General features: G+C 49.2%; 21 protein-coding genes and 1 pseudogene. 8 read left to right on the top strand and 14 right to left on the bottom strand.

The features are described 5' to 3' along the window. The first annotated feature begins 74 nt into the window (after nt 1–74). On the top strand, nt 75–1,316 hold the full coding sequence (locus AB9H23_RS02890) for a putative PEP-binding protein (RefSeq protein WP_321211924.1): 1,242 nt from the start codon (nt 75–77) through the stop codon (nt 1,314–1,316). 32 nt (nt 1,317–1,348) lie between these two features. On the opposite strand, the gene AB9H23_RS02885 is transcribed toward AB9H23_RS02890, so the two are convergent. The 12 genes from AB9H23_RS02885 to uvrB form a co-directional block, all read right to left on the bottom strand. Further along, complete coding sequence (locus AB9H23_RS02885) at nt 1,349–4,960, bottom strand: PAS domain S-box protein (RefSeq protein ID WP_370005457.1); 3,612 nt, start codon at nt 4,958–4,960, stop codon at nt 1,349–1,351. Between the two features lie 120 nt (nt 4,961–5,080). After that, entirely contained in the window at nt 5,081–5,680 is a 600-nt protein-coding gene (locus tag AB9H23_RS02880; RefSeq protein ID WP_370005455.1) for a cobaltochelatase subunit CobN, read from the bottom strand. A gap of 194 nt (nt 5,681–5,874) precedes the next feature. Continuing rightward, nucleotides 5,875–6,384 (bottom strand): ATP-binding protein, encoded by a 510-nt coding sequence (locus AB9H23_RS02875; protein ID WP_370005453.1) that lies wholly within the window; start codon nt 6,382–6,384, stop codon nt 5,875–5,877. Continuing rightward, nucleotides 6,381–6,521: a hypothetical protein gene (locus AB9H23_RS02870; protein ID WP_321211921.1), complete on the bottom strand. Its 141-nt coding sequence runs from the start codon at nt 6,519–6,521 to the stop codon at nt 6,381–6,383. Before AB9H23_RS02870 ends, AB9H23_RS02875 begins: the two co-directional genes overlap by 4 nt. 241 nt (nt 6,522–6,762) lie before the next feature. Continuing rightward, nucleotides 6,763–7,854, bottom strand: a complete 1,092-nt coding sequence (locus AB9H23_RS02865) for a glycosyltransferase family 4 protein (RefSeq protein ID WP_370005451.1) — start codon at nt 7,852–7,854, stop codon at nt 6,763–6,765. Nucleotides 7,855–7,964: 110 nt separating this feature from the next. Further along, nucleotides 7,965–9,053, bottom strand: a complete 1,089-nt coding sequence (locus AB9H23_RS02860; RefSeq protein WP_370005449.1) for a DUF763 domain-containing protein — start codon at nt 9,051–9,053, stop codon at nt 7,965–7,967. Nucleotides 9,054–9,136: 83 nt separating this feature from the next. Next, nucleotides 9,137–9,970, bottom strand: a complete 834-nt coding sequence (locus AB9H23_RS02855; protein ID WP_370005448.1) for a methanogen output domain 1-containing protein — start codon at nt 9,968–9,970, stop codon at nt 9,137–9,139. Nucleotides 9,971–10,100: 130 nt separating this feature from the next. After that, nucleotides 10,101–11,852, bottom strand: coding sequence for a histidine kinase dimerization/phosphoacceptor domain -containing protein (locus AB9H23_RS02850; RefSeq protein WP_321211917.1), 1,752 nt, complete (start codon nt 11,850–11,852; stop codon nt 10,101–10,103). A 30-nt stretch (nt 11,853–11,882) separates the two neighbouring features. Beyond that, on the bottom strand, nt 11,883–12,317 hold the full coding sequence (locus tag AB9H23_RS02845) for a response regulator (RefSeq protein ID WP_300479176.1): 435 nt from the start codon (nt 12,315–12,317) through the stop codon (nt 11,883–11,885). Beyond that, the gene (locus tag AB9H23_RS02840; protein WP_321211916.1) at nt 12,318–13,346 is read right to left on the bottom strand and encodes an ATP-binding protein; all 1,029 of its coding nucleotides are present in this window, start codon (nt 13,344–13,346) and stop codon (nt 12,318–12,320) included. It lies immediately after the preceding gene. Nucleotides 13,347–13,556: 210 nt separating this feature from the next. After that, nucleotides 13,557–16,424, bottom strand: coding sequence for an excinuclease ABC subunit UvrA (uvrA, locus tag AB9H23_RS02835; RefSeq protein WP_370005920.1), 2,868 nt, complete (start codon nt 16,422–16,424; stop codon nt 13,557–13,559). 40 nt (nt 16,425–16,464) lie between these two features. Then, on the bottom strand, nt 16,465–18,411 hold the full coding sequence (gene uvrB, locus AB9H23_RS02830) for an excinuclease ABC subunit UvrB (protein WP_321211914.1): 1,947 nt from the start codon (nt 18,409–18,411) through the stop codon (nt 16,465–16,467). Nucleotides 18,412–18,544: 133 nt separating this feature from the next. Between uvrB and uvrC the strand changes: the two are divergent. The 4 genes and pseudogenes from uvrC (at nt 18,545) to AB9H23_RS02810 (ending at nt 22,901) form a co-directional block, all read left to right on the top strand. Beyond that, nucleotides 18,545–20,283 (top strand): annotated as a pseudogene (gene uvrC, locus AB9H23_RS02825) (excinuclease ABC subunit UvrC). A 151-nt stretch (nt 20,284–20,434) separates the two neighbouring features. Further along, nucleotides 20,435–21,682 carry a methanogen output domain 1-containing protein gene (locus AB9H23_RS02820; RefSeq protein ID WP_321211912.1) on the top strand — a complete coding sequence of 416 codons (1,248 nt, stop codon included), beginning with the start codon at nt 20,435–20,437 and terminating at the stop codon, nt 21,680–21,682. Between the two features lie 61 nt (nt 21,683–21,743). Further along, a complete protein-coding gene (locus AB9H23_RS02815; RefSeq protein WP_321211911.1) occupies nt 21,744–22,457 on the top strand; it encodes an ATPase domain-containing protein in 714 nt (237 codons plus the stop codon). Between the two features lie 225 nt (nt 22,458–22,682). Beyond that, nucleotides 22,683–22,901 (top strand): hypothetical protein, encoded by a 219-nt coding sequence (locus AB9H23_RS02810; protein WP_370005444.1) that lies wholly within the window; start codon nt 22,683–22,685, stop codon nt 22,899–22,901. 22 nt (nt 22,902–22,923) lie between these two features. On the opposite strand, the gene AB9H23_RS02805 is transcribed toward AB9H23_RS02810, so the two are convergent. Next, nucleotides 22,924–23,946, bottom strand: coding sequence for a M42 family metallopeptidase (locus AB9H23_RS02805; RefSeq protein ID WP_321211909.1), 1,023 nt, complete (start codon nt 23,944–23,946; stop codon nt 22,924–22,926). An 11-nt stretch (nt 23,947–23,957) separates the two neighbouring features. Continuing rightward, nucleotides 23,958–24,173: a hypothetical protein gene (locus tag AB9H23_RS02800; RefSeq protein ID WP_321211908.1), complete on the bottom strand. Its 216-nt coding sequence runs from the start codon at nt 24,171–24,173 to the stop codon at nt 23,958–23,960. Between the two features lie 109 nt (nt 24,174–24,282). On the opposite strand from AB9H23_RS02800, the gene AB9H23_RS02795 reads away from it, so the two are divergent. From AB9H23_RS02795 to AB9H23_RS02785, 3 genes are read left to right on the top strand one after another with little or no spacing between them, the layout of a single operon-like run. Then, nucleotides 24,283–25,038: a 4-phosphopantoate--beta-alanine ligase gene (locus tag AB9H23_RS02795; RefSeq protein ID WP_370005443.1), complete on the top strand. Its 756-nt coding sequence runs from the start codon at nt 24,283–24,285 to the stop codon at nt 25,036–25,038. Between the two features lie 19 nt (nt 25,039–25,057). Beyond that, nucleotides 25,058–25,594: an AAA family ATPase gene (locus AB9H23_RS02790; protein ID WP_370005441.1), complete on the top strand. Its 537-nt coding sequence runs from the start codon at nt 25,058–25,060 to the stop codon at nt 25,592–25,594. Continuing rightward, nucleotides 25,591–25,995 (top strand): RNA-binding domain-containing protein, encoded by a 405-nt coding sequence (locus AB9H23_RS02785; RefSeq protein WP_370005439.1) that lies wholly within the window; start codon nt 25,591–25,593, stop codon nt 25,993–25,995. Before AB9H23_RS02790 ends, AB9H23_RS02785 begins: the two co-directional genes overlap by 4 nt. Nucleotides 25,996–26,011: the final 16 nt, after the last annotated feature.

Genomic DNA, 26,011 nt, shown 5'->3' with positions numbered 1-26,011 from the left:
AATGTTCAAATTGGAAGGAATTCTGGTGCAGATTGAGCATACTATTTTAACATGATTAAACATATATAAACCATATGCAGATCCTGAGGGGTGTGGGTGCCGGTGCCGGAAGGCGAAGCGGCAGGGTGCGTATAATAAGGAACCTGGAGGATGCTTGCAGTCTTGAATGGGGAGAGGTGGCTGTCCTCAAAAAGATAGCCAGGGATATGCTCCCTGAAATCAAAAGGGCAGCCGCTGTTATAGCAGATTACGGTGGACTCACGAGTCACGCCGCAATAACACTCAGGGAACTTGGAATACCGTGCGTACTTGGAACAGAGACCGCCACCAGAGTCCTCAGGGAGGGCATGATAGTCACTGTGGATGGTAAAACCGGGAACATCTACCGGGGCGTCATGGACTGGGCGTCCAGGGATGATGTGATTGGCTTCCATGAGACAGCCACAAAGGTCATGGTGAACCTGAATTTCCCGTGGCTCGCAGCAAGGGTTGCTGAATTCGCCGACGGCGTTGGCTCTGTAAGAATAGAGAATATGGTAATAGAGACAGGAAAACACCCCTACCTGCTTTTGAAGGAAGGTGAACTCTCCAGGGTCCTTGAAAGTGGTCTTGAGGAGATACTTGAAGCATTCCACCCGAAACCGGTATGCTTCAGGACATTCGACATTCCGACAGATGAACTCACACACCTCCGTGGATATACTGAGCCCCAGGAGAGAAACCCCTTCCTGGGTATGAGGGCCATGAAAAGGGATCTAAGGGATACTGAGGTCCTGAAAGCAGAATTTGAGGCCGTGGGAAATCTCCTGGATTCTGGATACAGTAACCTTGAGCTGAAGTTTCCCTTCATAAGGGATATTCCTGAATATGTCCAGGCAGTTGAAATCCTTGATGAATCAGGCATAAGACCCCACAGGGACCTCAGGGTGGGTGCATCCGTTGAAACACCATCCATGGCACTCCAGATAGATGAACTCCTTGATGAAGGCGTGGATTTTGTCTCACTTGGCCTCAGTGACCTCACCATGTGCAGCCTTGCAGCCGACAGAAGGAGCACCCGTGTTGCACGTATCTTCAATCTATCACACCCGGCGGTCCTGGGAATGGTTGAGGAGGTGGTTGTTGCGTGCCATGAAAGGGGTGTGGAGGTCTATGCTGCTGGATACGCTGCAACAAATTACGTTCTGGTGAGGAAACTCGTTGAGATGGGTGTCGACGCCGTATCAACAAGCCCCGATAAGGTCCTCAGGATGAGATCATTCATCGCCAAGGTGGAGGACTCACTGATACTAAGAGGCATGGGAAGAAACAGTTAAAAAAGCGCCAATACTCAGCAAAAAGCAGGTTATTATGAGGCACTATCAATAATTGGGAAGGTTATCCTGAAGCAGGCCCCATCACGGTTTCCGTATTCAAGTTCACCATCGATCTGTCTTACGAGGTTTGCCACAAGCTGCATTCCAAGGGATTTGAGTTCCTCTATGTTGAAGTCCGCTGGAAGGCCCCTGCCATTATCAGATATCTCAAGGACACAGTTATCACCGGTTTTTCTGATTGATATGCTTATTTTACCCCTATCCCCTGTGAAGGCGTGTTTAACCGAATTTGAGATTATCTCATTTGTTATAAGGCCAAGGGGGATGCATCTCTCCATCTCCACCATGATATCGTCGTATTCAAACTCGAGTTCTATGAATCTTCTGTCGTTTGACTGGAGTGTGACCATCTCATCTGCAAGTGTTCTGAGGTATTCCCCGAGGTTTATGGTGGATATGGCCTTTGACTGGTATATCTTTTCATGGGCGACCGCCATTGTCCTTACCCGCAGCTGACTATCCCTGAGGATATTCAGGATTTCAGGGTTGTCTGTGTAGGCTGACTGGAGTGAGAGTAGGCTTGCAACTATCTGGAGGTTGTTCTTGACCCGGTGGTGTATTTCCCGGAGAAGCACCTCCTTTTCATAGAGGGATTCGACGATCTGCCTGTGCATCATTATTCTCTGAATTCCATCAGAGATTTCAGCTCCAAGTATCTCAAGGAATTCAGTTTTTTCTGGGATTTCATCGTCCTTTAAACCCAGTTTAAGGGTTCCCTTAACCTCGTCATCGACTATTATGGGTATTTCAGCAAAATTTTCATGCAGTTTAATTTCAGGGAAATCAGAAATGTCTTCAGGGGCATCCATTCCCCTCTCCAGTCGCAGGTCGGGTTCAATGTAGGCTGCCGCTGATCTGAATTCAGGGCACCTTATGATGGCATCAAGAACCCGTTCCATGAAGATACCTGGATCATCTGTCTCCGCAGATTTGAGTATGACATTTATGAGCCTCAGATGATTCTGATGTTCCATCATCCTCTTCCTGTAGGCCAGCTGCCTCACGGCCAGGAGGTAATACTGTGAAAGGTGTTTAACCGCCCTCAGGTCTGATTTATGGAAATTTTCGCCCATGAGGATTATCTCAGATTTCATATCCCCCGATGATGAACTGAAACGTATGGTGTCCCCTGCAGATGAGATTCCATCCTCTGAAATTGCCTCAATTTCCTCATTACTGAGGCTGCCTGATACCAGAAGTTCCTTTCTGTTTTTAAGCCTTATGGCACCCTTCTCTGCACCTGTAACCTGGCATGCGGCATCAAGTATGTACTCTGTGAATTCCTCTATACTCTCAGCGGAAACCGCATGGGGGTATATCTCACTTAGAACCATCCTGACCCTTAGTTCATCCCTCAGCTTGTGCTGGGACATTTTGAGTTTTGTTATATCATTGAAGCTCAGCACAACCTGACCTGAACCTGGAATATCACCCCTGTGGACTATCATGTGGAGAATCCTATCATCGGCCTTCATCCTGAGGAGTGCCCGGCATTTGTCCTGGAGTTCATGGAGTTTCTCAAGGTCACCCTTATGGATGATATCGGCCATATTGATTCCCTCAGATCTGCCGAAGATCTCTTTAAAGACCCTGTTTGTCCTCAGAATATTGAAGTCCCTGTCTGTAACTGCAGTCGGGGTGGCCCTGTTTTCAAATATTGTCCTGTAACTTTCCCGTGATTTCTCGAGTTTCTTCTTGGTCTCAATGTAATCTGTAACATCCCGCAGTATCTCCACGGCACCTATAACCTCTTCATGTTCATCGTATATTGGGGATGCCTTGATCTGGAAGTGCCTTCCCATGTGCCCCACATGGACCTCAGCGTAGATTGAATTCCCATCCCTTCTGATATTCCTGTACCTTTCAGGGGCATCTTCAGATTTTAAAATGAACTCAAGAAGTCCCGGGGTTCTCTTACCGTAAAATGGAATTGCGTATGCCCTGTCACCATCGCCAATTATATCCTCCTTTTTTATACCTGTGAGCTTTTCCATTTCCCTGTTCCAGGCTATAACCCTTCCATCGGTGTCAATTGCGAATGTGGGGTCTGGTATTGACTCAAGGAGGTCTCTGAATTTTCTGTGTTCAGTTCTAAGTTTTTTATGGGCTCTGTAGAGGTCTGTCATGTCCCTGACTATGCCCATAACAAGGTCCCCTGACCTGTTGAGGGTAACCCTTGTGGGGAAAACCTCACCTGTGATTTTCCTGTGGAGCCAGTCGAATTCACACCTCTCACCGGACATTACCCTTTCAATAATGGCATGGGCCAATTCTGAGGACTTCCCATCCCTCTGGTACTCAGGTGAGAGTTCCCATGGGTGTTTGCCCTTTATTTCATCCTTTTCGGCCCTGAAGAGTTCCAGGGCGGTTCTGTTACAATCGATTATTTTTTCATCCTTCGCTAGGAATATGGCGTCCCCTGCATTCTCGAAGATCTCACGGTATCTGGTTGAAATGGAATCAAGTTCACTTTCTGAGGTGATTCTCCTGAGGGTCTCTGCTGTGCTTGAGGCAATTTCCCTGAGGAATTTCATCTCCGCATCATCGATTATCCTCATCGCTGAAACCACGAGGTAGAGTGGGTTTTTGCAGTTCTCCAGCTGGATGACCGCGGTTGACCCGCCCTTACCTTTGTGGATGCCTTCCCTCAGATCGACATCATGTATTGGGCCCTCACCTTCAGTAACACCATCAGGTGTCCTGAATGATGCATGGGAGTATCCCCCATCAACCAGGAGTTTGCATATACCTTTCATGAGTTCAGATGGATCGGTTGAAACCGCCGCCTTAAGGTTAATTCTGCTCAGAAGCTCCAGGCATCTGTTTGTCTTTCTAAGACGTCTCTCAACCATCTTCTGCCCTGTTACATCCCGGAACATGCAGAAGCCGCCCTTGAACTGGGACGACTCAGTTATGGGGTGGCCTGAGAGGATCATCCATTTCGTGGTACCATCAGATGCCCTGAAGCGGATCTCACGCTCCCCTGATACGCCCCTACGGCAGGAATCAAAAATACGCTCCATTGTTTTCCTGTCTCCAGGGTGGACAAAATCAAAGATGCTTTTTCCCGTAATGTCCCCGCGTCTGCAGGATAAAAAGTCAGCCATCCTCTTATTGCAGTACTGTATAATTCCATCTGAACTGAATATACAGACTCCCTCACCCGTTGTATCCAGTATCTGCTGGTACCTTCTGTTGGCATGGGAGAGGAGTTTCTGCATCTTGTTCTTGTACAGGGCGAGTTCAAGGGCGTATGCAAGTTCCCTTGAATTGAAGGGTTTCAGGAGATAGGCGTCCGGCTCAACTTCAGATGCCCTCTCGAATATCTTGCGGCTGGAATATGCTGTGAGGAACACCACAGGCACATCAATGACCCTCTTTATGGCGCTTGCGGCCCTTACTCCATCAATCTCTGACTGGAGGACTATGTCCATGAGGATGATGTCGGGTTTCATCCTGAGGGCGGTTTCAATGGCTTCCTCCCCGGTACTCACAGAAACCGCATCATATCCCCATGATTCAAGCAGCCTTACAAGTTCAAGTGCGGTCACTGCCTCATCCTCAACGACAAGGGCAGATGGCATGTATATGTATATTGCTTTTCTTGGTATATTAAACCTTCTATGTTAAAGAAAAAAAGGGGTACCTCAATGAATGTTCTTCTTCTTTCCCGGTAATATTGAGTGAATCCGTATATGAACCCATTACTCAAGTTCATATTCAATGTTGAGAACCATCTCCCTTATCCTCTCAATCACCTCATCCGGTGCGTCCCAGTAGCCCCTCTCAGCCGTTTCAAGGAGTATCTCACCCATACGGACCGCTGCAAAGGGGTTGTTCTCTGTGATCCTTCTCCTCATTTCATCGTCAAGTATCAGTGTCTCTGCAACATCATCATATACCCAGTTCTCCACAGCCCCTGTTGTGGCTGAGAAGCCCAGGAGGTGCTCCACACGGTCCTTGATGTTTTTTGCCCCGTGATAATCATGGGCCAGCATCCCGTCAAGCCAGCGGGGGTTGAGGACCCTGCACCTTGCAGCCCTCCCTATGACTTCCTCAAGGCCCTCAACGTAGAGCTCGTCCTCAGTTGAGTCCACAACCCTCACGCTGCATGAACCTCCAAGGCTCCTTATGGATGATGTGAGGCCACCCATGAATTCATAGTAGTGGTCTAGGTCTGTCACCTCGTACTCCACGTTGTCCCTCTCCTGGGCCACCACCTCCACCCTCTGGAGGTTCCTCCTGAACTCATCCCCGGCCTCCCTGACACCGCCAGGAAGGTGGGCGTAACACATCTCCTCCATGTAGGTGGATGCAAGTTCATCCTCAGAGTTCCAGCTTCCGTCATCGATGATTTCGGGTTAGTGTGCTTGCATACTCCAATGGCACCGGTCCAAATATCCTTGCGGGAACCTTCACAGTTCCGTCCTCAAGGTTGTGCTTCAGGATGTGGTTGTCCTCAGGGTCCTCTGGAAATCAAGTGCCTGCTTTATGACATTTATCCTCTCATTGGGTCAGTGAGGGCCTCCACATCCACACTTAAACCGAATCTGTCAATTATCTGGGGCCTTAGGTCCCCCTCCTCAGGGTTCATGGTACCTGCAAGTATGAACCTTGAGGGGTGTCTCACAGATATGCCCTCACGTTCAACTATGTTCACACCCATGGCTGCTGCGTCAAGTAAAACGTTGACCACATGGTCATCGAGGAGGTTGACCTCGTCGATGTAGAGGATGTTTCCATTGGCCCTTGCAAGTAATCCTGGCTCAAGGGCCTTTATTCCCTCATGGAGCGCCCTCCTTATGTCGAGGGTTCCCACCACCATGTCCTCTGTTGCCGAAACAGGAAGGTCGACAACCTCCATCTTCGCGGACCTCACCTGAAGCTTTCCCTGCATTTTAAGTTTTTCCTGGCACTCCATGCATAGTTCAGATCCATCAGGGTCGCATCCGAACCTGCAGCCATCCACGATGTTTCTTTCTGGAAGAATGTCACTCAGGGCCCTCACTGCAGTTGACTTTCCTGTACCCTTATCCCCCGTATCAGGACACCGCCTATTGCAGGGTTTACTGCGTTGAGGACGAGGGCCTTCTTCAGCATCTCCTGGCCTGTGATTGCTGTAAACGGAAAGTATGCTGTATCCAACCTATCACCATCTGGGTGTATCTCAGCAGGGTATTTAATAATTACTAAAAAAATCCAAGTATTACTTATAAGCATATGAAATCTAGAAAAGTAATAAAAATTTTTCTCTTTAAATTCCCGTGAATCTGGCAGCGAAAGATCTTCAGGATAGAATCACGCAAAAACAAAGAAGACAGCTAAAAAACAAACATATCACTAATTTCAGAATGAAATAACCTGATATAAATTATCAGAGGGAGATCTATGAAACCTCCCTGTAAACTTCAAGTATCCGCCTCACCTGCTTCTCTGTGCTGAATGAATCTGCCACTGCAAGGCCCCTCTCTCTGATCGCCTCAACCTCCTCTCTGTTATCAGGGTCAAGGATATGGTTTATCTTCTCTGCAATTGCAGCAGAATCCCTGGGCGGTACACTGTAGCCTGTCTCAGAGTCCCTTACAAATTCCCTGAGACCTCCAACCAATGTTGCAATGGTTGGGGTTCCACAGGCAAGGGCTTCAAGGGCCACAAGACCAAAGGGTTCCTCAAGGGAGGGTAGAACAAAAATATCAGCCGCGTTCATCCAGAGGGCGACCTCCTCGTATGGCACAGGTTCCATGAACCTCACATCAGCATCCAGTGAATCAGCGATTTCTGTGAGCCTATTCATGTATCCTGTATCCACAGGGGCCCCCAGAACTATGCACTGAACATCACCCGCATCAACATTCCTCATGGCTTCAAGGAGATACAGAACCCCCTTTCGGGGTATAATGTTACCAACAAACAGGATTATCCTTTTATCATTATTTAAACCAAGTTTTTCGCGGGTTTCACTCTTCTCCATTGGCCGGAAAATTTCTCTGTTGACCCCCATATTTATTATATGAACCCTATCCTCATCAACGTTGAATTCTGTCACGAGTTTATCCCTTATGTCCCTGCTTACAGCTATAACTGCAGCTGCCCTTCTGAGGACAAAAGCCGTGACCTTAAAGAGAAGACGATTCCTTTTTGCAAGATTGTTAATATCGCCGCCGTGGACAGTTATGACCAGGGGTTTTCTGGTTATCCAGTGACATATTAACCCTATGAAGCCAGTTGGGAAGGCATAATGTGCATGGATCACATCGAACCTCTTTGAAATGGAAGACCATATGGATCTAATCAGCAGGGAGCTGTACTTGCATATCAGCCTACCCTTACCCTTCCTCTGATCTGTGTTTGCAACAACGAACTGTTCAACATCCGTGTAACGTTTGAATGCATCCACGTGGACCCTGATGAAACTACCGAAGGATACATTTTCCTTACCTGGATACATGTTTGAAATCACAAGAACTCGCTGAACCAAACCATCACCTCATAGGTCATAACAGTGAATAATATAATCTTTCTGGAGTAAAACTTAAAACTTACTGAGAAGACGAACATCAAAACCTAAACCCTGAAGAATGAAAAAAACTAAACCCTCAAGAATCTTTCAAGTGACTCAAGTGCCCTAAGGCGATCCCTTCTGTCAATTCTGGCCTCCTCAAGAGCACCCTTAAGATAATCCACTGTGCTGTCATATGTATCCCTATCCACGGGGTACGGGTATCCGTCCTTGCCGCCATGTGCATAGCTGTATTTCACAGGATCCCTCCAGCTTACCTCCTCACCGTATACGAGGTCGGCAACAAGGGCCAGGGCCCTGATCTTTTTGGGTCCAAGGCCGTCAATCATGACAAGTTCCTCATAGTTTCTAGGCTGGATCTCGTGTGCCCTTTCAAGGACAGCCATGTCCCTCTCTGTGAGGTCCACAGGTAGAACCTCATGGTGTCCGGGCATGTCAAGTACATTGAAGTCAAAGAGTGTCCTCTGTCCTGTTAGGTAACCCCTGAGGTGTGAGGGGCCATCGCAGACGATGTCAACACTAACTTCACGGGCGCCACTACTTGTGGGTGAGGTCATGTCAAGGACCTTCCCCATGGTCCTATCCGATGATATCCCGCTGTGGGGTGAGTCAACATAATCCCCAACCCCTGAACCAAGCCAGTGGTACCTCCTGGCATATCCTCCATCAGGGTTGAGTCCCTGCTGTACAACAGCCCACTCACCATCGGCGTCAACAAGGAAGGTGTGCTGGTAGAGGCTGAAACCGTCCTGTATACAGTTACCATCCACCCTGGCAGCTATCCTGCTGGAATAAACCAGTTGAGAGGAATCAAGGTCAAAGAGTTTCCCTGCAGCCTCAATTTCCCCTGGTGTCATGCGGGAAGCTCTTCCCTTACCACCTGCAACCAGTATACCGTGCCTTTTGGGGTCAAGTGCAGATTTTAGGGCCCCGCAAGTAGTTGTTGTTGTCCCTGAAGAGTGCCAGTCAAATCCGATGGTGCAGGAGAAGGCCTGAAACCAGAAGGGGTCGGATATCCTTGATATGAACTCAGAGGTCCCGTACTCCTCAATTATAACCTCAGCTATGGCACCTGAGAGTTCGACCATCCTCCTCATGAGCCAGGCAGGTGGATGACCCCCATGGAGGGGGAGATTTGCGATACCCGTTCTCCTCATTAAAGACCACTTAGAAGATTATTTCAACCTGAACCTTTGAAAGGTTTGTGTGGGGTATATGGTTTTTGAGTCCAGCGAAACGATCACTTCACGCTGAACCTGAAGAGGCACCTCTCTGATCCATCAGCAATATGGTCAAGTGCCCTGAAATCACCAGGAAGTCCACTCCAGTCCCAGCTCAGCTTGAGAATGGCCTCACAGTTGAGGCAGAATCCAGGGTTCTTCCCTGCATCATCAATCCATGGACAGTTCTCAAATTCAACGTAGACATTCTCATCATCCTCAAGAAAGCCCACCCTGATAGTGAAGTTCTCAAATACATCTGCAACCCACGCAAGGTATGCCTCAAGTGTGTCCTCGTAGGGGGATTCCTCCATATATGATTCAAATCCGGGTTTAAGTTCAGATATGATCCTATCCCTGAATATCCCTGATAACAATTCCCTGATCTCATCCCGGTCGGCATCTGGTGAGGGCATTGCATTGAGGATGAAGTTGTAGAAGTCTGAGATTATCCTCTTCCTCATGAGTTCCATTTCCCTCATGGCAGACCTGTGCCGGTATATTGCCATCTCAATGTTGGCGTTGAGTTCAGACGATTTGAAGGGTTTCACAATGTACCCGTAGGGCTCCGTTATCTTTGCACGTGCCAGCATCTCCTCATCGGCGTAGGCTGTGAGGTAGATTATGGGGATGTTAAAGCGGTCCCTTATCTCCCTTGCGGCCTCTATCCCATCCATTTCACCCTTGAGAACTATATCCATGAGGACAAGGTCCGGTTCATGTATCTTACTTGCCCTTATGGCGTCCCTGCCTGTTGAGACGGTATCCACCACCTCATGGCCCATTGTCTCAAGCTTGTGTCTTATACCCATCGCAACTATGGCCTCGTCCTCAACAACAAGAATTCTTGCCATAAAATCTCCCCAAGGTCTTTTTAATTCAGATGATCCTCAATCATTCTGGAATCACTGAAACTTAAAATTTGATGTGAAATCTGACCTTTAAGCCGCCTGTGGCAGTTTAAAAGCAGGGCACATCCTGAACCTAAAACCTCTTACTGTACTCAACCTCACGGAACTTCACAGTGAACCTGGCAGGCCTCTCTATCCTGAGTTCACCATTTATCTGATCCACAAGGTTCCTCACAATCCTTAGACCCAGAGTGCTGGTATTCTCAAGGTCAAGGTCCTCTGGCAATCCCACACCATTATCTGAAACGATGAGGGTGTAAAGGTCACCATTTCTGTGAACCTCCACCGTGATTTCTCCTCCATCATCAGGGAACGCGTACTTTATACTGTTGGTTACAAGTTCATTCACTATGAGACCACAGGGAATTGCTGTTTCGATGTTAAGCATAACATCATCCACGCGGATTCTCACATCTATCTCACTTCTATCTGCACCGTATGAGTCAAGGAGGTCACTGAGAAGTGTCTTGATGTAGTCCCTGAGGTTGACCCGTGATAGGTCCCTTGACTCGTAGAGCTTTTCATGTATGAGCGATATGGCTTCTATCCTGTGCTGGCTATCCATGTAGAGTTCCCTCAGGCGGGGGTCTCCTGTGATGGATGCCTGCAGCATCAGGAGAGTTGAGATTATCTGGAGGTTGTTCTTGACCCGGTGATGTATCTCCCTGAGGAGCAGCTCCTTCTCCCTGAGGGATTCTCGAAGGCGCTTCTCAACCGACTTCTTATGGGTTATATCCATGAGGGAGAGGAGACATTTCTTGCTTCCCGGGATGGTGACCGTCGTTGCAAAGAAGTTCCTCTCCTCACCCCTCCTGTTTTTGAGTGTGAGCTCAAAGTTCTTTGGTATGGCATCAGGGTTAACGGACATTAACCTGTGGTATGCCTCTATACGCCCTGCATCAGAGGGATCCACAAAGTCCGTGAGCTTCATGTAACCCTGTATTTCCCCCTTGCTGTAGCCAGAAAACCTTTCAAAGGCACTGTTTGCAAGCTCTATCACCATATCACTGCCACAGATAATTGTGAGGGTACCTGTATTCTCAAATATTACCCTGTACTCCTCCTTGCTGGCCTTAAGTTCCTTTTCAATCCTCTTCTGGACCGTGATATCCTTACCCATCAGGTATATAAGTTTCTCATCATCCACCTCAACCGCTGTTACGGATACATCAAGGGTGCGGCCCCGTAGACCCACCGTGAACTTCATAGGGCCACCCTCGCAGTCCCCCATGAGCCTCTTGAAGTCCTCCTCACTGATCCATTCACTGATGTTTCTGCCGATTATATCATCAGCAAATGATTTCAGAAATCCCGCTGCAGCAGGGTTAACATCAATTATGGTGCCGTCGGGTGAACATATTAATATGGGGTTACCTGATTTCTCAAAGAGGGCCCTGTACTTCCTTTCACTCTCTTTAAGGGCCCTCTGAGCCTCACGGACCTTTCTCTCCTCTTCTGCTTCCTGAAGGGCCCTTCTGAAAGCCAGGGGTAACTTTGAAAGGTTATTTTTGAGTACATAATCTGTTGCCCCCGCCTTCAGCATCTCAACGGCAAATTCCTCCCCAATCTTTCCACTCACGAATATGAAGGGGATATTATCTCTCTCCCTCACTATCCTCAGGGCTGATACACCGTCAAAGTCGGGGAGGGTATGGTCGGCCAGGATGATGTCTGGCTGGAATTCCTCAAGGGCCCTTCTGAAGGAGTCCTCACTGTCAACTGTGAGATGTTGGAAGTCTATACCATCCCTCTCAAGCTCCCTTATGACAAGTTCAGCGTCAAGGGGGACATCCTCAAGGATCAGCACCTTAACCTTTTCTGACATTGGAAATCCTCTGAATATAAACCATGCGAACTACTCAGGTGGCTGATTTATGATCATCCAGTAGAATCCCAGGGTTGAAACCGCGTTTATGAATTCATCGAATTCCACGGGTTTGCTCACGTAGCTGTTAACCCCAAGCTTGTAGCTCTCAACTATATCCCGGTCCTCCTTGGATGAAGTCAAAACCACCACCGGGATTCTGGATGTGCTTTCATTTCTCTTAATCTCCTGGAGAACCTCAAGCCCATCAACCTTGGGCATCCTGAGGTCAAGGAGTATGAGCTTCGGGAGGTTATCAGGGTCCCTCTCAGAGTAGGATCCCCTTGCAAATATGTAGTCAAGGGCCTCTGCACCATCCTTGACCCAGTGGAGCTTGTTTGCAAGGTTGTTTTTCTTCAGTGCCCTTATTGTTAGTTCAGCGTCTGTCGGGTTGTCCTCAACAAGTAGTATATCTGCATCTGTCATTTATCCCACCGCCTTTGGTAATGTGAAGTATATTGTTGCTCCGGCATCAACCTCACCTTCACCCCAGACTCTTCCTCCGTGCCTCTTTATTATCCTCTGGACTATTGAGAGGCCCACGCCGGTTCCCTCAAATTCCTCCTGACTGTGGAGTCTCTGGAAGAGTCCAAAGAGTTTTCCCACATATTTCATGTCAAATCCTGCCCCGTTATCCCTGACATAGTAGATGTGCTCATCGCCCCCGTCCATGTATCCCACCTCAATCCTTGCGGGGTTTCTGTCCCTTGTGAATTTTATGGCGTTTGAGAGGAGGTTACCCATCACCTGCCCCATGAGTACCCTGTCTGCCACTGCAGGGGGGAGGTCCTCCACCGAAAACTCTATGACCCTTCCTTCTTCCTGTGCGGCAAGTTCCCGGTAGGTTGACTCTGCAAGTTCCCTCATGTCCAGAGTCACAGGGTTCATCTCCTGCCTTCCGGCCCTTGACAGGAGGAGGATGTCATCGATGAGCTGCCCCATCTTCTTCGTGTTCTCCCTGATTATTCCAATGACCCTGAGACCATCCTCATCAAGTTTATCCTCATAGTCCTCAACAAGTATCCTTGAAAATCCGTCAATGGCCCTTAAAGGGACGCGGAGGTCATGTGAAACCGAGTATGCAAATGCCTCGAGTTCCTTATTGGCATCCTCAAGTTCCGCGGCCTTTTTTGCCAGTTCACGGTTCAGTTTTCTGAGGGAGCGGACCTTCTCAATCCTTTCAATGAGCAGTGCGATCATTACTGTGAAGAGCATCAGGAGGACTATCCTGAAGAGTTCATCTGATATGTTGAATCCAACTGCGCGTGTCATTGGCTGAATTATGAGTAGAGCCATGAATACTGCAAAAACAAAAAGAGCCCATTTAATTACCCTTCCTGAGGGTTTTGGGATTGCGATGAGAGGTAAAATCAGAAAAATTCCATGTATCCAGTTGAAGGATAACATCATAACTGCCGCTGCAATCATCATCAAAAGGTCTTCACGGTATTTCATGATAACCACATAAAATTTATGGGGATGATCATATAAAAAATTTCCTTTAAAGGAGTGGAGTGAAACACCTTTATCTTACGATAAGCAGAGTAAAACACCTTTATCTTACGATAAAGAATATAAAAGCGAATATAAAAGAGGCATGTGGTTTAAAAAAGACCATATAAAAAAATTAACATAAAAACTGCTCACTGAGAGCAGGCAAACACACTACTTTCCAGTGTCCTGTCCCACAGGGACCCTCTCATTCTGTACACCGCTGAGGACATCCCTGAGGAACCGTCCTGTGTGCGTTCCTGAGTTAGCAACCTCCTCAGGTGTCCCCTCAGCAACCACAAGGCCTCCCCTGTCACCTCCCTCAGGTCCAAGGTCTATGATGTGGTCCGCAGACTTTATAACGTCAAGGTTGTGTTCTATCACAACGGCTGTGTTACCTGCGTCCACAAGCCTTCCCAGGACATTGAGGAGTTTCTTGATGTCATCGAAGTGGAGTCCCGTGGTTGGTTCATCGAGGATGTAGAGTGTTTTCCCGGTGCTCTTCCTCCCAAGTTCCTTTGCCAGTTTGACCCTCTGGGCCTCACCACCCGAGAGTGTTGTGGCTGGCTGACCCAGCTTTATGTAGCCAAGGCCCACGTCATAGAGTGTCTGCAGCTTCTTCCTCACCTGGGGTATGCTCTCAAAGAACTCAAGGGCCTCCTCAACCGTCATATCAAGAACCTCAGCGATGTTCTTACCCCTGTATCTTACCTCAAGGGTCTCCTCATTGTACCTTCTACCCCTGCAGACCTCACATGGGACATAGACGTCTGCAAGGAAGTGCATCTCTATCTTGATTATCCCGTCACCACTGCAGGCCTCACAGCGGCCTCCCTTGACGTTGAAACTGAACCTGCCTGGCCTGTAGCCCCTCTTCTTTGCCTCGGGGGTCTGGGCGAAGAGTTCCCTTATATGGGTGAATACCCCTGTATAGGTGGCGGGGTTTGATCGTGGTGTCCTCCCGATTGGTGACTGGTCTATCATCACAACCTTATCGATGTGCTCAAGGCCCTCGATGTCGGTGTGCTCACCTGCATTCATGTGCTTATGGTGGAGCCTCTCATAGACTCCCCTGTAGAGTATCTCGTTGACCAGTGTGCTCTTACCTGAACCCGATACCCCCGTAACACAGGTGAAGACACCCAGGGGGATCCTCACATCAATGTCCTTAAGGTTGTTGGCCCTGGCCCCCCTCACCGTGAGGTACTTCCCTGAATGCCCCCTCCTGAATTCGGGTACAGGTATTGTTTCCCGGCCCGACAGATACGCCCCTGTGAGGGATGCCGGGTCCTCCATTATCTCCTGGGGTGTCCCCTCTGCAACCACGTGTCCACCGTGTTCCCCGGCACCGGGTCCAATGTCAACCACGTGGTCAGCGGAGAGTATGGTTTCCTCGTCGTGTTCAACCACTATGAGGGTGTTCCCCAGGTCCCTGAGCCTCTTGAGTGTCTCAATCAGCCTCATGTTATCCCGCTGGTGGAGGCCTATGCTGGGCTCGTCCAGGATGTAGAGTACCCCCACAAGGCCCGATCCAATCTGGGTTGCAAGCCTTATCCTCTGGGCCTCGCCACCTGAGAGTGTGCCTGAGGACCTTGAAAGTGTAAGGTAGTCCAGGCCCACGTCAATCAGAAACCGTAGCCTCTCACGTATCTCCTTGAGGATCTCCCTTGCGATGTACTCCTCCCTCCCGGTGAGTTCAAGGCCCTCAAAGAAGCTGTAGGCCTCGCTCACTGACATTTCAACAACATCGTGTATTGATTTTCCACCCACAGTGACCGATAGGCTCTCCGGCCTCAACCTGCTACCCTTACAGACCGGGCATGCATGGTTGCTCATGAATTTACCTATGTAGGTCCTCATGTAGTTGGACTTGGTCTCCATGTAGATCCTTTCCATCCTGGGTATAACACCCTCGAAGCGCCTGTTAACACGGTAGGTTCTGTTTTTACGCTGGAATACAAACTGGATCTTCTCATCTGTCCCGTAGAGGACTGCCCTCCTGTGTTCCTCGTCCAGTTCACCGAAGGGGGTGTCCAGGCTGAAGCCGTAGTGCTCTGCCACAGCCCTCAGCATCTGGTGGTAGTAGTTGTCCCTCTTACCTGACCTGCTCCATGGTACTATGGCCCCCTCATTTATGGAGCGCTCAGGGTAGGGTACGACGAGGTCAGGGTCGATTTCAAGTTTGCTTCCAAGCCCATTGCACTCTGGACATGCCCCATGGGGGCTGTTGAATGAGAACATCCGTGGGCTTATCTCCTCAAAGTTTATGCCACAGTCAGGGCAGGCGAAGTGTTCACTGTAGACCCTCTCCTGGCCTGTGTCATGGTAGAGAACCCGGAGTGTACCCTCACCCATCTCCAGGGCTGTTTCAACAGAGTCTGCGAGTCTCTTCCTGAATTCCGTGTCCTTTCTAACAGCAAGGCGGTCCACCACCACATCGACCGAGTGTTTCCGGTTTCTGTCAAGGTTGAATTCCTCGTCAAGGTCCCTTATTTCACCGTCAACCCTGACCCTTACGAAGCCCTGTTCCCTGAGCCTCTCAAAAACCCGCTGGTGCTCGCCCTTCCTGTCCCTCACCACCGGTGCCAGTATGATAATCCTTGTGCCCTCATCGTCCTCCATTATACGGTCCACTATCTGGGTTGATGTCTGCTGCTCTATCTCCCTTCCGCAGAGGTAGCAGTGGGGTTTACCTATCCTTGCAAAGAGGAGCCGGAGGTAGTCGTAGATCTCTGTTATGGTCCCCACGGTTGAGCGGGGGTTGACCCTTGTGGTCTTCTGGTCTATGGATATTGCAGGTGAGAGGCCCTCTATGTAGTCCACCTCGGGCTTCTTCATCTGCCCCAGGAACTGCCTTGCATAGGCCGAGAGGGACTCAACGTATCTCCGCTGGCCCTCAGCGTATATGGTGTCAAAGGCCAGTGAAGACTTCCCTGACCCGCTTATACCTGTTATAACGATGAATTTATCCCTTGGGAGTTCAAGGTCAATGTTCTGGAGGTTGTGTTCCCTTGCACCCTTAATAACTATCTTTCCACTCATAACTCTCAGAATCTCCACTCATTCCATATGAAGTTCGGTTTTATTTTGATGAGGACCCCTTAAGGGACATTATCTGGTCCCTGAGTCTCGCGGCCCTCTCGAATTCCAGGTTCCTTGCGGCCTCACGCATCTCGGCCTCAAGGTCCTTTATTATGACTTCAAGTTCATCCCGGGGTATCTCCTCAGCCTTAAGCTCCTCTTTCTCCTTCTTCTCCCTGAGGGTCCTTCTTGTGCTCCTTGGCTTTATACCGTGCCTGCGGTTGTACTCCATCTGGAGCTTTCTCCGCCTGTTGGTGGTCTCAACCGCGGCCTTAACAGAGTCCGTGAGTCTGTCGGCGTATATCAGCACCTGGCCGTTGACGTTCCTGGCGGCCCTACCGATTGTCTGTATGAGGGAGGTCTCTGATCTGAGGAAGCCCTCCCTGTCGGCGTCGAGGATCGCCACCAGTGAAACCTCCGGTAGGTCCAGTCCCTCCCTGAGGAGGTTCACACCCACCAGGCAGTCGAATTCACCACGTCTGAGGTCGTCTATGATCTCAACACGCTCAAGGGTATCTATCTCTGAGTGGAGGTACCTCACCCTCACACCAACCCGTGAATAATAGTCGGTGAGGTCCTCTGCCATCCTCTTGGTGAGGGTGGTTACGAGAACCCTCTGGCCAAGTTCAACCCTCCTTCTTATCTCAGAGAGGAGGTCGTCAACCTGTCCCTTAACAGGCCGGATCCTGACCTCCGGGTCCACGAGGCCAGTGGGCCTTATGATCTGTTCAACGATGTTCTGGCTCCTGGAGAGTTCATATTTACCCGGGGTTGCAGAGACATAGATCACCTGGTTTATGCTCTCCTGGAATTCGTCGAAACGTAGCGGGCGGTTCTCCTTTGCACTGGGGAGTCTGAAGCCGTACTCAACGAGTGTCTCCTTCCTTGCCCGGTCACCATTGTACATTCCCCTTATCTGGGGGACGGTCACGTGTGATTCGTCGATGACCGTCAGGAAGTCATCGGGGAAGTAGTCAAGGAGGGTGTTGGGTTTCTCACCCCACTTCCTGCCGCTTAGGTGCATTGAGTAGTTCTCTATGCCCTGGCAGTAGCCCATCTCCCTTAGCATCTCCATGTCGAATCTTGTCCTCTGCTCCAGGCGCTGGGCCTCAAGGAGTTTATTCTGGGTCCTGAGTTCCCTGAGGCGATCCTCGAGTTCCTCCTCTATTGACTCTATGGCCCTCTGGAGTCTGTCCTCAGGGATCACGAAGTGCTTGGCAGGGAATACGGTTATGCGGTCCAGTTTCTGGAGCCTCTTACCTGTTACCCTGTGGACGGTTGATATGGAGTCCACCTCATCCCCGAACAGCTCTATCCTGATTGGTGGTGTTCCGTGGATAGGGTTTATCTCTATGGTGTCGCCGCGAACCCTGAACTGGCCCCTGTCGAATTCCACGTCGTTCCTCTCGTACTGCATGCTGACAAGGCTTGAGAGGATCTCTTCCCTCCCGATGGTTGAGCCCACCTCAAGGTGGAGGGTGAACTCCCCGTAATCTGCGGGGGCCCCTATGCCGTAGATGCAGGATACACTGGATACCACTATAACGTCGTCCCTTGATAGGAGCGCCTGGGTGGCTGAGTGCCTCATCCTGTCTATCTCATCGTTTATTGAGGCCTCCTTGTCTATGTAGGTGTCTGTCTGTGGTATGTAGGCCTCTGGCTGGTAGAAGTCATAGTAACTCACAAAGTACTCCACCGCGTTATCAGGGAAGAACTCCCTGAACTCCTCGTAGAGCTGGGCAGCCAGTGTCTTGTTGTGGGATATGACCAGCGTTGGTTTCTGGACCTCCTCGATGACATTGGCGATGGTGAAGGTCTTACCTGACCCTGTGACCCCCAGGAGGGTCTGCTCCCTCATTCCGGAGTTTATACCCTCAACAAGGGACCTTATCGCCTTTGGCTGATCCCCGAGGGGTCTGTAATCTGATACCAGTTTAAATTTCATCACAAATCACTTAAAATGAGAAACTCCATTTATGGTGAAAATATATTTTCAGGTCACATTATATATACCTTTGCAGTTAGAAGAGTGATACATCGAGTATACATCTGCAGTCTTAGAATGTTAAAGGGATGATAGGTTGACAAGGGTCAGGGATCCAGGGAAACTTCCAGACAGGACAGGCGTTTACATATTCCGTGATGAAAACGACAGGGTCCTCTACGTCGGCAAATCGGTCTCAATAAGGAAGAGGGTCGCATCCTACTTCAGGGAACACGAGAACCCCCGCCTCAGGGTCATGATGAGGCACCTTGACAGCATAGAGTACATCCTCACAGAGAATGAAAAGGAGGCCCTCATCCTTGAATCCAACCTAATAAAGAGGTACAGGCCCCCTACAACGTCCGCCTCAAGGATGATAAGAGGTACCCATTCATAAAGATAACAGATGAGGAATACCCCCGCGTAATCATAACAAGGACCATCGGGGGCGACAGTGCAAGGTATTACGGGCCATTCACCGATACCGGTTCCGTGAGGAAGACCCTGAAGTTCATAAAGTCCCTCTTCAAAATCAGAAGCTGCAGAAGGATGGATGGGCCCTGCCTCAACAGCCAGATAGACCTCTGCCATGCCCCCTGCGATGGTGGGATAAGCAGGGAGGACTACCTTGAGATCATCGAAAGGGTTGACCTCTTCTTCCAGGGCCGGTACCGGGAGGTTATTGAGGCTCTTGAGGCTGAGATGCGCGATGCCTCAGAAAAGCTGGAATTCGAGAGGGCCGCGGTTATCCGGGACCAGATTGAATCAATACGTGAGGTTATGGAGAGGCAGTATGCGGCCTTCACAGACTCCATTGACCAGGACATAGTGGCCCTGGAGACAAGTGGTGATAACTCCGTCGTTGTGGTTCTGCAGATCCGTGACGGTAAGATCACAGGGAAGGACGACTTCATGCTGAGGGGCTCAGCAGATAGGAGGGAGATCCTTGAGTCCTTCCTCAAGCAGTATTATGCAATCCCCCGTTATATCCCCTCAGAGATCCTGGTGCAGTACCCGGTAGGGGATGAGGTCATAGCAGAGTGGCTCTCTGAGCTCAGGGGTGGTGAGGTCAGGATACATTCACCAGAGGGGGGCTCAGGCAGGAGACTCCTGAACATCGCCTGGAAGAACGCCTCCGTCATCCTCCAACAGAAGGGTAAGGTGAAGGATGCGCTCCTTGAACTTAAGGGTGAACTCAAGCTCCCCTCCATTCCCAGACGGATTGAGGGCCTTGACATATCCAATATTGGTGGTGAACACGCAACAGGTTCAGTCGCCGTCTTCCTGGATGGTAAACCCGCCCCTGGAATGTACCGCCGCTACCGTATAAGGACCAGGGGCCCGGATGACTATGCCATGATGAGGGAACTCGTCATGAGGAGGTACTCAGGTGATGAAACTGAAAAACCGGACCTCGTGCTGATTGACGGGGGTAAGGGGCAGCTCTCAGCAGCACTGGATGCCCTCAGGTCATGTGGTCTGGATCTGCCTGTTGTGGGCATAGCAAAGAGGGAGGAGGATGTATACCTTCCCGGGCTTTCAGAGCCAGTTGAGGTATCAGACGGCGCCCTTCAGCTGCTCAGACACCTCCGTGACGAGGCCCACAGGTTTGCAGTTGAATACCACCGGAGGATCAGGGACAGAAAATCCCTTGAGTCAGAACTCGACAGTATAAGGGGTGTTGGTCCCAGGAGGAAGAGGGCCCTCCTGGAGCACTTTGGAAGTGTTGAGGGTATAGGGAATGCCAGTGTGGAGGAACTTGCTGCGGTAAGGGGCATGAACCGCCCGGTGGCAGAGAGAATATACAGACACTTCAGAAGGGTTGATAATGGCTGAATCCCCCCCATAGGGTTTTCTGCAGTTTGGAAGTGTTTTATGGGGTGATAACGGAATTTTCCAGCAAATTATTTATACTGATCATCCACATAATACTGATTGACTGTGTGAACCTTACTTTGGGGGATGGATGATATCCAGGGAGGATTGAATGTCACCTACAAGTTTACTCGTTGTGGAAGATGAGAGTATAGTGGCCATGGACATCAAGCACCGGGCAGAGGGCCTCGGCTATCGCGTGGTTGGCATGGCAGCCTCAGGTGAGGAGGCAATAAAACTTGCCCGTGAGGAGAAACCTGACCTTGTACTCATGGATATAGTGCTTAAGGGTGAAATGGACGGGATAGAGGCGGCAGAGGTCATAAGAGAGGAGATGAATATACCCATTGTTTACCTCACAGCATACTCTGATGAGAAGACCCTCAGCCGTGCGAAACTCACAGGGCCCTTCGGGTATATAATAAAGCCCTTTGAGGACCGTGAGCTTCACAGTGCAATCGAGGTGGCCCTCTATAAACACAGGATGGACAGTAAACTCCGTGAAAGTGAGGAACGCTACAGGGCACTCCTTGAAACATCACCCGACCCCATAATTCTCCTGGACTCTGACTCAAGGATACTCTTTGCAAACAGAACCGTTGAGGAGTTAACGGGGCTTGACAGAAAGAAGTTAAAGGGTAAGAAACTCTCCATCCTCGAAAGGAAGGGTTTCCTATCAAGGGAGGTCCTTGAGAAGATCCTTGACCTCATGAACCACGATCATAAGACCTTTGAAATCGAACTTGTTGACGTAAAGGGAAGGAAGCACCATTTTGAGATACACTCCACCACCATTGAGACAACAACCGAGAAGAACCTCCTCCAGATAATAGGACACGACATCACAGGGAGGGTTGAGGCCGAGAAAAGGAGAGAGGAACTCATCCGTGAGAGGTCAAAGGCCCAGCTTTATGGATTCGTTGTTTCGGCTGTGCCAGTCTTTGCATCATCAATCCCCCCACAGCTCAGAAATGCCATCATAAAGAACTTTGCAGACAGGTTTGAGAAGAACCTCAAACCCAACTTCCAGAGGATGATGGAGAAGCTCGGGGTTGTTGAGGATATCCGGTCTGGCAGGGCGCCCGAGAGGGTTTTCAATGCATACATAAAGTGGCTTTCAGGGTTTCTCGGGAACCTTGGAATCGAGACCACACTCCGAAAGGAGAAGTCAAGGTATGTGCTTGAATTTAAAACGTTTCCCTGGCTCAATGAGGCACGTCAGAATCCCATCTTCTCACTCATATTCAGGGCCATGCTGATGAGGAGCTTCACCTGGACCGGCATCAAGGGAAGCGTCATACAGACCTCAACACTGCGGAGCCGGGACGAGAACCTCACATTCGAATTCCATATGGTATAGTAATGAGGGATCTCACATCGAATTCATAGAAGGTATCTGAATGGATTAAGGGGGGTAAATAATGGATGCTATACCCAGGTTAGGTACGGGGGTTAAGGGACTGGACGATATAATAGGGGGATACCCTCAGGGGAGGAGTATTCTAGTAACAGGTGACGCCGGGGCTGGTAAAACCATCATGGCGCTCCATTTTGCCATTGAGAGCGCAAAAAAGGGCCTTAAGACAGTCTATGTTACAACAGAGGAGGACGAGACTGACCTGAGGATCCAGTGCGCCTCACTTGGGTGGGATATAGATGAACTGATAGAATCAGGCACCCTGAAGATCATAGGACTCTCTGCAATAAGGGCAAGGCTCACAGAGGCAGAGATACACATAGGCATTGAATCTGTCAAGGGAAACCTTCAGAAGATACTGGCTGAGATCCCTGAGGATACAGAGGTACTTGTGATAGACAGTATAGGTAGCCATACAGAGAAACTCACAACACATGAGTTCCGGGACCAGTTTGACCTCCTCATCTACGAACTAAAGAAGAGGGGTATAACTGCATTGATAATCCTTGACAGCGCCACCTCCATGGAGTTCAATGAGATAGCCCTCTACGCGGTATACGGGGCCATAAAACTGATAAAGAGGGAGAACCCCTACACAGGTAGAAGGGAAAGGGTTATGGATATTATAAAGATGAGGAGCACAAGGACACCGATTGAATTTGTACCGTACATCATATCAGATAATGGCCTTGAGGTCATTGAAAATCCTGAGGAATGAGACACCATCAATCAAATTACCTCTACATGAATTGGAGAGCCTCAGTGATTAATTTTATCTTAATTTTATCATGATGCCATTATTTGTAGTAGGACATTTATTTAAAGCTTTAAGCCTTCGCATTGTTTACCAATTTTCTGTACTGAATTCATGACATAATAATTAGATAAATTTATATATTACATTATTACATAATTGATCAAAGTTATTCAAAAGGAGGTTTGCATGTTGAAGAGAAAGGTCATAATAAAGGTCTTTGAAATGAAAAAACAGTGCGAATTTCCTTGCCGGGTGAAAATTTCAGAGGAAACGGTCAGCCAGTTTCTGAATAAAATCATGACCAGCGATGTGGTTATGGACAGCAAATATGTGGTGGAGGTATATGAAAACTGGTGTGACAGCCCATACATATTCTATGTTGACGGAAAAATGAACGTTAAATAATAGTAAAAGAGGTGTGGGGGGTTTACAGTCTTTCGATTGCCTTAACAAGAAGGTCAACGGTCATCTCGATGTCCTTCATGCTTGCCATGCTCACCGTCGTGTGGATGTACCTTGTGGGTACAGAGACCACACCCGCGGGTATACCCTCCCGTGTGAGGTGAATGGCTGTTGCATCGGTCGTGCCCCCCTCACTCACCTCTATCTGCACCGGTATATCCTCCTCCCCTGCGGTCTCAAGGAGCCAGTCCTTAACCCTCGGATGGGTTATTATACCCCTACCACTCGCATCTGTGAGGATGACAGCAGGGCCACCGTCAAGCTTCGCAGGTGCCTCCTCCTCCTTCATACCGGGGTGATCCCCGGCTATTGTGACGTCAAGGGCAAGGGCCATGTCAGGGTTGAGCTTGAAGGCCGAGGTCTTGGCACCCTTCAGCCCAACCTCCTCCTGGACCGTTCCAACACCGTAAACTGTTGCATCAGTATCAACCCTTTTAAGGACCTCAACCATCACAAGGCACCCTATACGGTTGTCAAGGGCCTTCCCTGTGAATCGGGAATTGGGAAGTTCACTGTAGGGTGCATGGAATGTAATGGGATCCCCCACAGAGACAAGTTCCTCTGCATCCTCACGGGACTCTGCCCCTATATCGATGAACATGTTATCATGGGTTGTTACCTTCTTCCTCTCAGCGGCCTTCATCCGGTGGGGGGGCTTGGATCCAATGACACCCATCACAGGGCCATTCTCCCCGTGGATCCAGACTGCCTGGTTGAGTATCATCTGGTCACTGATTCCACCTATCTTTGAAAACCTTATGAAGCCCTTCTTATCGATGTGCCTCACCATGAGGCCTATTTCATCCATGTGGGCTGCAAGCATGACCGATGGACCGGATCCATTCCTGGTTGCGATGATGTTACCGAGCCTGTCCTCCTCTATCTTATCAACATGACCTTCAAGTTCAGATGCTATGATATCCCTTACCTCTCCCTCAAATCCAGAGACTCCGCTGGCAAGTGAGAGACGCTTCATGAGTTCCTTCATACAATCACCGTTCAGTTCCTGATGGATTTTATGATTATAAGAACCCCGATAATAACCAGCAGGGCCTGGGGCCAGAACCTTGAGTACTGGGGTGGTATAAGGCCTGATGCAAAGGCAAACCATATAACACCTATGACCACCAGGATTGACCCAAGGTAGATCCCCCAGAGGCTTCTCCCATACTCCGGCTTTCTGGGTTTTCTTTTGATCTCAACTTCCTCTTCCATTATGGATTCCTCCTCCTAATTCTATCTTCAAGCTGGTATAAAATATTTGGCTGACACCCACTTAACCACATGAAATAAACTTATTAAATGTCCGGTACAATAGAGTACCATGATTTCAAGGGACCATCCACGCTACCATTCACTTATACAGAGAGAGAAAATAACAGATGCCTGGCGAAAGGGCATACTTGCAGACTCAGGGATGATCGCCCATGGAAGGGGTGAAGCCTTTGACTACCTGCTGGGTGAAGAGACAACAGAACCTGCCAGAAAGGCCATAAAAGCGGCTGCAGCAGCTCTTATCCTTGCAGAGAACCCTGTAATTTCAGTTAACGGCAACACTGCGGCCCTTGTCCCTGCAGAGGTTGTGGAACTTGCAGGGGAGATTGGAGGAAAAATCGAGATAAACCTCTTTCACAGGACAGAGAAAAGAGTGAAACTCATCGAGGAGGTTCTGAGGGAACATGGGGCATCAGAGGTCCTTGGAACAGGTAAACTCATGCACATAGATGGTATAATGAGCCCGAGGGCAACAGCAAGCCCTGAAGGTATATACAGCGCTGATACAGTCCTTGTACCCCTCGAAGATGGCGACAGGACCGAGATACTGAGAAAATCCGGGAAAACCGTCATAACAGTGGACCTCAACCCCCTATCACGTACATCAAGAATGGCCAGTATAAGCATAACAGATAACATTGTAAGGGCCGTGCCGGCCCTGATAGATGCTGTAAGGGAACTCAGGGATGCCCCAAGGGAGGAACTTGAGGGGATCCTCAGGAAATTTGATAACACAGAAAACCTGAGGGAAACCATAAAATTGCTTGATATAAGGCGTTACAATCCAGAGATTGAGTCCCCCTAAGAATACATAAGGTGTGAACATGGTGGTTATTGGAGTTTCAGGGATGCCGGGAGCAGGTAAGGGTGTCGTATCAAGGGTCGCCGAGTCCATGGGATTTCAGGTTATAAGGATGGGTGACGTTATAAGGGATGAAGCCAGAAAACGCGGTGAGGATCCTGGGGTGACGGCTGTCCGCCTCAGAGAGGAATACGGTGAATACGTTGTTGCCGAGAAGTGTGTTGAAAGGATACAGAAGGCAGAATCTGAGAGGTTTCTTATAGAGGGAATAAGGAGCCCCCACGAGGTCGAGATATTCAGGGAGAACTTCCCTGGATTCAGGGTGATATCTGTATTCTCAACGCGAAAGACAAGATTCAAACGTCTCAAAAAGCGTAGAAGAGAGGATGATTCATCAAGTTACAGTGAATTCATTGAAAGGGATGAAAGGGAACTTGGATTCGGAATAGGGAATGTGATAGCAACCTCAGATTACATGATAGTCAATGAGGGCCCCATCTGGAAGATAAAGAAGCAGGCAAAAAAGATACTGAGGAAACTATGTGAGGAGGGAAGATGATGGATTCTGTGAGGGTTGAGGTTCCGGTGCGAGCAACAGAGGACCCTGAAAAGGTCAGGGAGGCCGTTATGAACGTATTTCCAGACCTTGAAATTGAGAGTGATGGGGATTTCCTGAAGGGTGAAGGTAATACTGAGAGTCTCAGTGAACTCAGGGAGGCTCTTGAGAGGCGGAGGATACGGTTAACCGCCCGGGGAATCCTGATTAAGAACATGAGGGGCAAATCAACCCGTATTTATATAAACAAGCAGGCGGCCCTCATAGGACGTGTCAATGTTCTTGAGGAACCCATCACACCCCTTGGAGATATAATGGTCGAGATTGAATCAGATGATCTGCTGGGGATCATTGACTGGCTTGCACCTGATGTATCCGGGGAGCTTGATGAAAGTGTGGATTAAAAATAAAAACTAATCC

It is taken from the genome of Methanothermobacter sp. KEPCO 2 (assembly GCF_041228365.1).
GTDB classification, from domain to species: domain Archaea; phylum Methanobacteriota; class Methanobacteria; order Methanobacteriales; family Methanothermobacteraceae; genus Methanothermobacter; species Methanothermobacter marburgensis.
This window is presented reverse-complemented; position numbering and strand designations above follow the sequence as displayed.